7 protein-coding genes are annotated in these 7208 nt (G+C 63.5%); 2 read left to right on the top strand and 5 right to left on the bottom strand.

Annotated elements, in window-relative coordinates; all coding sequences use genetic code 11:
- The first annotated feature begins 176 nt into the window (after positions 1–176).
- Positions 177–539: a DUF962 domain-containing protein gene (locus OC610_RS17555; RefSeq protein ID WP_264429382.1), complete on the top strand. Its 363-nt coding sequence runs from the start codon at positions 177–179 to the stop codon at positions 537–539.
- Between the two features lie 14 nt (positions 540–553).
- Here OC610_RS17555 and OC610_RS17550 read toward each other — a convergent pair whose 3' ends face one another.
- From OC610_RS17550 to OC610_RS17540, 3 genes are all read right to left on the bottom strand, one after another.
- Positions 554–1351 carry an acyl-CoA thioesterase gene (locus OC610_RS17550; RefSeq protein WP_264429381.1) on the bottom strand — a complete coding sequence of 266 codons (798 nt, stop codon included), beginning with the start codon at positions 1349–1351 and terminating at the stop codon, positions 554–556.
- Between the two features lie 230 nt (positions 1352–1581).
- The gene (locus OC610_RS17545; RefSeq protein WP_264429380.1) at positions 1582–2343 is read right to left on the bottom strand and encodes a CHAD domain-containing protein; all 762 of its coding nucleotides are present in this window, start codon (positions 2341–2343) and stop codon (positions 1582–1584) included.
- Positions 2344–2447: 104 nt separating this feature from the next.
- Positions 2448–2738 carry a hypothetical protein gene (locus OC610_RS17540; protein ID WP_264429379.1) on the bottom strand — a complete coding sequence of 97 codons (291 nt, stop codon included), beginning with the start codon at positions 2736–2738 and terminating at the stop codon, positions 2448–2450.
- A gap of 208 nt (positions 2739–2946) precedes the next feature.
- On the opposite strand from OC610_RS17540, the gene OC610_RS17535 reads away from it, so the two are divergent.
- Positions 2947–3984 carry a patatin-like phospholipase family protein gene (locus OC610_RS17535; protein ID WP_198797858.1) on the top strand — a complete coding sequence of 346 codons (1038 nt, stop codon included), beginning with the start codon at positions 2947–2949 and terminating at the stop codon, positions 3982–3984.
- 116 nt (positions 3985–4100) lie between these two features.
- On the opposite strand, the gene OC610_RS17530 is transcribed toward OC610_RS17535, so the two are convergent.
- Together OC610_RS17530 and OC610_RS17525 are read right to left on the bottom strand one after the other, a co-directional pair.
- Positions 4101–4796 carry a response regulator gene (locus tag OC610_RS17530; RefSeq protein WP_264429378.1) on the bottom strand — a complete coding sequence of 232 codons (696 nt, stop codon included), beginning with the start codon at positions 4794–4796 and terminating at the stop codon, positions 4101–4103.
- A gap of 48 nt (positions 4797–4844) precedes the next feature.
- On the bottom strand, positions 4845–7208 hold a 2364-nt coding region (locus OC610_RS17525; RefSeq protein WP_264429377.1), incomplete at its 5' end, for a sensor histidine kinase KdpD.

Raw genomic sequence — 7208 nt, 5'->3', positions numbered from 1 at the left:
CCTACAGAGCCCAGCGGGAGCAAGCTCCCTCGCCACAAGAGCAGGCCACATAACCAGAGCAACCTGCCCTTATGGCTATGGCCACTATCGCCACGATAGCCAACCGCGATTCGCCGCCCTGCCCGGCCCGACCTATCCTTGGGTTATTCGGTTTCACGGACTCAAGGAACAGCATCATGGGCAAACGTCACCCCAACCTTCCGGCCTGGCAATGGCGCGCCTACCCTGAAAATCATCGGCACCCGACCAACCTGGTCTTGCACCTGATCGCGGTGCCGCTGTTCATCGTTGCGTTTTTGCTGATTGTGTCGGGTGTGTTCAGCTTGAGCCTGGGCGATGTCGCCATCGGCGTGATCGGCATACTCGCCGCGCTGGGCTTGCAACGCCATGGCCATAGCCTGGAAACGCAGGCTTCCGAGCCGTTCAGTGATCGCAAAGACGCGGCGTCGCGCCTGCTGGTGGAGCAATTCCTGACCTTTCCCCGGTTCTTCCTCAGCGGCGGATGGTGGCGCGCCTGGCGTGATCGCCACCGTCACTGATTTGCCGTGGCGCTTCAGCCAAAAATCGTCACCGTCTGCCGGCTCATGGCGATCAACCGGCCATCTGCGCTCCAGAATTTCGCCGCGACATGGCCATAGCCGTCCTGGGCATGTTCGATCTCGGCGAGATACTGGCACCAGTCCAACGTCGTAAGCTCCAGCAATGGCTGGACGAATTCGATGGTCCAGGTGAGCGTACTGCCCGGCGCCATCTGGGTGAGATGCGGCAGCAGCGCCGGCGGCCAGGCGTCCACCAACGCCAGGATGTGACCTTCGCCCAACGGCTCCTCTTTGACATCCCCGCGCAAGCGCACCCAGCCGCCCATGCTACGGGATTTGTTGCCGGTGAACGGCAATCCTCCAACGCCCCAACGCATCGCCAAGTGACGAATGAACTCCGGCGTCGCACCCTTGAAGTAGGGCAACTCCTGGCACTGCTCGACATCCTTGAATTCAGGCGCGGGGTCGGCCTGCACCGCCACGACGGAAGATCGCGACGCCCCAAAGCTGCCTTGCACCACCGTCACGACCTGGCCGTTCTGCACGGCACGCCCCAGCACTTGGCTGACGGCCTTGCCTTCGCGCAACACATCGACTTGAAAACTGACGGGCACGTCGGGTTCGACCGGGCCGACAAACGTAATCGCCAGCGAGCGCACCGGGCGATCCGCCGGAACACAGGCGCGCATCGCCTCGTATTGCAGCGCCGCGACCAAGCCACCAAAACTGGCACGCCCCTGGCCCCATTCAGGCGGGATCACCACGGCGTCTGGCTGGGTGCGCACGGCATCGATCAAATCGGAAAAGCGCATCTTGACCTCGAAAGCAGGGAAAAAAGATGAAGGGATCTTAACCAGCCCGGACGGGCAGTACAGCGCTCATTCCGGCCAAAGAGACTGACAGAAAAGCCGCGGGCCCGGAATTCAACGCCTATCCCCTGTGGGAGCGAGCTTGCTCGCGAAAGCGGACTATCACTCAAAGATACTCAACATGACCCACCGCCTTCGCGAGCAAGCCCGCTCCCACAGGGGAAAGAGTGACGTCAGGATTTATCGAAGCAACTGGCAATCAATTTATCCAGCACCCGATCGGACTTGGCCTCGGCCTTCTCCATGGTGATTTGCCAGACCGGCACACAGGCTTGCAGGTCGGCTTCCTGCTCGGCCCGCGCCAGCCACTGCCAGCAATCGTGCCAATCACCTAATGCGCCCTGGGCGGATTTGAGCCGTGGCATGGCCGCTTCCGGCAAGCGATCGAGTTCAGGATAGGCTTCGATGGCGTAGCGCACGCGCTTGATCAACAGGCGCAGGCGATGACGGTCATGGGCCGGATCACGCAAGGCCTCGCCGAGTTTTTTCCACTGTTTATCGAGGCGTTTTTCGATGCGTTTGCGCAGCCCGTCGAGCAAGCCCTGGCGCTGGGCTGCACGGATGAAGCGTGGGAACGCGTCGAGAATCATCAACAGCTGCGCCAGCTCGGGGCTGCCGGCGACGGCGGGATACGCCTCGGCCATTTGCACCTGGCGCCGCTGCGCCGCCTCGGTCTTGCCGTGCTTCTCGAGATAGGCCGCCAGTACTTCACGGTCGCGCAAAGGCGTGGTCAGGGTACCGACTGCCGACGCGGCCGTTTCCAACTGCTCGACGCCGGGCAGTCCGCGCAACGGACGAAGCAGGCTGCGCAACCGACGGACCGTGGTCCGCAGGTCATGCAGTGCTTCGCTGTCGGTTTGGGCATTCAAGCGGGCCTGGCAGGCCAACAGGCGCACTTCCAGGCCCAGTATCCGGGCCACCAGCCGATCGATCATGAGACGTACTCCGTACGCAGCCTCAAGCGATAAGCTTCAAGCGGCAAGTGGAGCGGCGCGTCGCCCACTTGCCGCTTGAAGCTTAAAGCTTGCAGCTGCCTTTATCATCTTCCTGCGCGGGATTCGCGGATGTAGAAGCGGGCCTTCTCGGCTTTTTTGGTGCAGCCTTCATACGCTTCGAATTGCTGCTGGGTCTTGGCGCCAGTCAGCAGCGACAGGGCCTTGGAGTAGCTGACGGTACCGGCAAAACCTTCGGCCTTGGCCAGGTCAAGCTCATGCCAGGCGCTGTCGAGCTGGCTGCCGCAACTGTCGCGGTAGGCGGTCTTGCCGGCGCAACCGGCCAGGGCCAGAACCATCAGGGATGCCATCAGGGGCAGGCAGATCCGGGCTTTCATCGATAACACCTCAAGTCAGGTAAACAGTCGTGCTGGTATGACGGCTTTGCCGATAAAAAGTGCCTCGGCTCGACCGGTATATTCAAGTGTGGACGAGAATACGCAAATGCCGTCGCGGCGTGTCAAAAAACGACGTCTACGCCACAACGATTTGAGCCGGGCCGTCGATCAGTGCATTGTTGACGTCTGTTCGACGAGAGGCCACCTCATGACAAAACGTGTCGCATTGGTATTGGGCTCGGGCGGCGCCCGGGGCTACGCCCATATCGGAGTGATCGAGGAGATCGAACGGCGCGGCTATGACATTGCCTGTATCGCGGGTTGTTCCATGGGCGCCGTCGTCGGTGGAATCTATGCTGCCGGCAAACTCGAGGATTACCGCAACTGGATCGAAAGCCTCGATTACCTGGACGTGTTGCGGTTGGTGGACGTCAGTTTTCGCCTGGGGGCGATTCGTGGTGAGAAGGTGTTCGGGCAGATCCGCAAGATCGTCGGTGAACTCAATATCGAAGACCTGCGCATTCCCTATACGGCGGTCGCCACCGACCTGACCAACCAGCAGGAAATCTGGTTCCAGGAAGGTTGCCTGCACCAGGCGATGCGGGCCTCGGCGGCCATTCCCAGCCTCTTCACCCCGGTCATGCAAGGCAACCGCATGCTGGTGGACGGCGGCCTGTTAAACCCATTGCCGATCGTGCCGGTGGTGTCGAGCCATTGCGACCTGATCATCGCGGTCAACCTCAACGCCACCAACCAGAAACAATACAGCCTGCCAGTAATCCAGCGCCCCGCCGCGTTCCGGCGTCGCTTCGACACCTTGGTCAGTTCCCTGGGTTCACGCCTGCCGTTTCGCCGCAAACAGGCCGAGCAGTTGCTGCTGTTGGAACAGGAAGCGCTGAAGGCCGAAGCGGCCGATATCAACCCGTGGATCGAATCCGCCGAGCCCGAAGGGCAGCAGCCTGCCGCCGCGCCGGAAACCGAAGGCGCACCGAGATCCGCCACCGGCTCGTTCATCATCGACAACGTCGGGCCGGCGTCCTTGCTGGACTTGATCAACCAGAGTTTCGAGGTGATGCAGACGTCGCTGGCCCAGTACAAGATCGCCGGTTATCCGCCGGATGTGCTGATCAACGTGCCGAAGCGAGTGTGCCGATTCTTCGAGTTCTACAAGGCGCCGGAGCTGATCGCCCTGGGTCGGGAGATTGCCCGGGATACGCTGGATCGGTATGAGCGTGAGCAGAATTGAAGGATTTTTGGTTGTCTGGGCGGACGCCATCGCGAGCAAGCTCGCTCCCACAGTAGAATGCATTTCATTGTGGGAGCGAGCTTGCTCGCGATGGCGCCAGCCGAGACATCAGGAGGCTAAAGCCCACCCTCCAACAACCGATACCCCACCCCCGCTTCAGTCACGATAAACCGAGGCCGGGTCGGGTCGTCGGCCAGTTTCTGGCGCAGGTGACCGACGACGATGCGCAGGTAGTGGCTGTCTTCGATATGGGTCGGGCCCCAGATGTCCTTGAGCAGTTGCTGCTGGGTGATGACCCGCCCCGGATGCCGCGCCAACTGCGCCAGCACCGCGTATTCCTTGCGGGTCAGGGCCACTTCGGCGCCGTCCAGCAGCACTCGGCGATAAGCCAGGTCCACCGTCAGCGGCCCCAACGTCAATGCCGCTGGCGGTGCCTCGCCTGCTGGCGCCTGGCGCAGGAGCGCACGCACGCGGGCGAGGAACTCCTGGATGCCGAATGGCTTGGTCACGTAGTCGTTGGCGCCGTTGTCCAGCGCCTCGACTTTCTGCGCTTCACTGGCGCGTACCGACAGGACCAGCACGGGCACCGCCGACCATTGGCGAAACTCGCGCAACACTTGCTGGCCGTCCATGTCCGGCAAGCCCAGGTCGAGCACCAGCAGATCCGGCTTGTTCAACGCCGCCTGGGCCAGGCCCTCGGCGCCCGTCTCGGCTTCGAGCACCTTGTAGCCTTGGGAGGCCAGGCTGATGCGCAAGAACTTGCGAATCTGCGGTTCGTCGTCGATGACCAAAAGGGTCGCGCTCTGGCTCATGGGTTCCATTCATCACAATCAAGTCGCGAGAGCATAACGCAGCGCCGGTCAGGCTTCATCGTCCATGCCCGGTTGCGCCTGCAAGGGCAAGTGCAAGGTGATGCAGGTGCCGCGCCCGTCGAGGCCCTCGCCGACACTGATTCGCCCGCCATGGGCACCGACCATGCCCTGGCAGATCGCCAATCCGAGCCCGGTGCCCTGCCCGCCGCGATCACCGCGGGCAGCCGTGTAGAACATGTCGAAGATTTTCTCGCGCTCTTGCTCGGGGATGCCTGGCCCTTCATCCGCCACGGCGAACAAAACTTCGTCTGTCGTCGCTTCGGCACTGAGCAACAATCGGCCGTGGGCCGGGGAAAACCGCGCAGCATTCTCCAGCACATTGACCAGGGCCTGCTCGATCAGCGCGGCGTGGACATACAACAACGGCAAGCCGGCCGGCACCTCGACGCTGACCGCCAGCGGCGCCAGCACCGCGCGCAAGCGGTTCAGGGCACTGCCGACGATGTCGGCCGGCGATACCCAGTCCCGCGCCAACTTCAGGGCGCCATGACCCAGGCGCGTCATGTCGAGCAGATTCTGGATATAGCGGTCCAGCCGCTCGGCCTCATCGCGGGTGCCTTCGAGCAGTTCGCGACGGTCCTCGACCGGAATCGCTTCGCCCAACGCCAACAGGCTGTCGATGCTGCCGCGCATGGAGGTCAGCGGCGTGCGCAAATCATGGGAGACAGAGGCGAGCAAGGCGCTGCGCAATTGTTCGGTTTCGCCGTGCAGGCGCGCCGCCTCCAGGTCCTGGGCCAGTTGTGCCCGGGCCAGGGCCTGGGCCAACGGCTGGCTGAGGGCCGCCAATAATCGTCGACGTTGGTCGCTGAGCGGCTTGCCGTCCTTCGTGCAAACGCCGAGCAACCCCAGCGGCCCGCCTTCCGCCGACAACGGCCACCACCACCAGCGCCCGGACGGCAGCGTCGCGGTACCGGCGCCGGCCGGTTGATCGTGTTGCCACGACCAGTCGGCGGCGGCGCGTTCAGCCTCGTTGAACGTCAACGGCTCGGGGGTCTCGACTTTCCAGCCCGCCTGACCGTCCCGATTGAGCAGGCACAGTTGCAAGTCGTACTCGCTGTTGAGGTGCAGCGTGGCGGCGCTGATTACGGCTTGGCGATCGGTCGCGGCGGTCAATTTGCGTGACAAGTCGAGCAACTCGCCGGTTTCCTGCTGGGTGTCGCGCAGCGCCTGCAACTGGCGACGCTGACGGGCCGCGAGATTGCCGGTCAGGGCCGCCATCAACAGGAAGAACACCAGTGTCAGCACGTCCTCTTCGCGTTGAATCGTCAGGGAAAAATTCGGCGGAATGAACAAGAAGTCATAGGCCAGGAACGACAGCGCCGCACAGGCCAGCGCCGGGCCGAGGCTGCTGCGCACCGCCACCAGCAACACCGCCATCAGAAACACCAGGGAAATGTTGGGCAACGCCAGCAGCCCGGATATCCCCCAGGCCAAGGCGCTGGCCGCCACCGTCGCCACCAGTGCCAGCGCATAGTCGAACCCTGTCTGCACAGTCACTGGGCGCAGGCTGGCGGGCGGAGGCGGCGCATCGCTGTCCAGCACGTTGATTTCCAATCCACGGGCGTTGCGCAACAACCGCGACGCGAGGCCACCGCCAAACAGGTTCCGACGCAGGCGTGGCCGGGACTGGCCCACCAGCAGCAATGTCGCGCGACGTTGCCTGGCGTGTTGGATCAAGGTCTTGGCGACTTCGCCAGCCCGCAGCAACACCACCTCCCCGCCGAGCCTTTCAGCCAATTGCTGGGCGTTTTGCAGGCGTTGACGCGACGCCTCGTCCCGTGCCGCGCCGTTATCCACATGCACCACGCTCCAGGGCAGATGCCGGCGCTGGGCGACACGACTGGCGTGACGCACCAGTCGCTCGGCCTGCGCGTCGCCGTCCACGCCCACCAACAGCCGCCCCTGTACCGCCGGCGCCGACTGGCCCAGTTGTCGATAGCCCTGGGCCAGATCGTTGTCCACCTGGGCGGCGGCGGTCTGCATGGCCAGTTCGCGCAGGGCAGTCAGATTGGTCTGGGAGAAAAACGCGTCGATCGCGGCCCTGGCCTGCTCCGGCACATAGACTTTGCCGTCGCGCAAGCGCTCCAGCAGCTCGCGCGGTGGCAGGTCGATCAGCAGCAGTTCATCGGCTTCCTGCAGCACCCAATCCGGCAACGTCTCGCGCACCTGCACGCCGGTAATGCCGCGCACCTGATCATTGAGACTTTCCAAGTGCTGGACGTTGACCGTGGTGTAGACGTCGATGCCAGCGGCGAGCAGCTCCTGGATGTCTTGCCAACGCTTGGCGTGGCGACTGCCGGGCGCGTTGCTGTGGGCCAGTTCATCCACCAGCGCCAGGCTCGGGCGCGCCGA

The organism is Pseudomonas agronomica, assembly GCF_025917275.1.
GTDB lineage: Bacteria > Pseudomonadota > Gammaproteobacteria > Pseudomonadales > Pseudomonadaceae > Aquipseudomonas > Aquipseudomonas agronomica.
The sequence above is the reverse complement of the archived record's forward strand: the minus strand, read 5'-3'. Positions and strand labels throughout refer to the sequence as shown.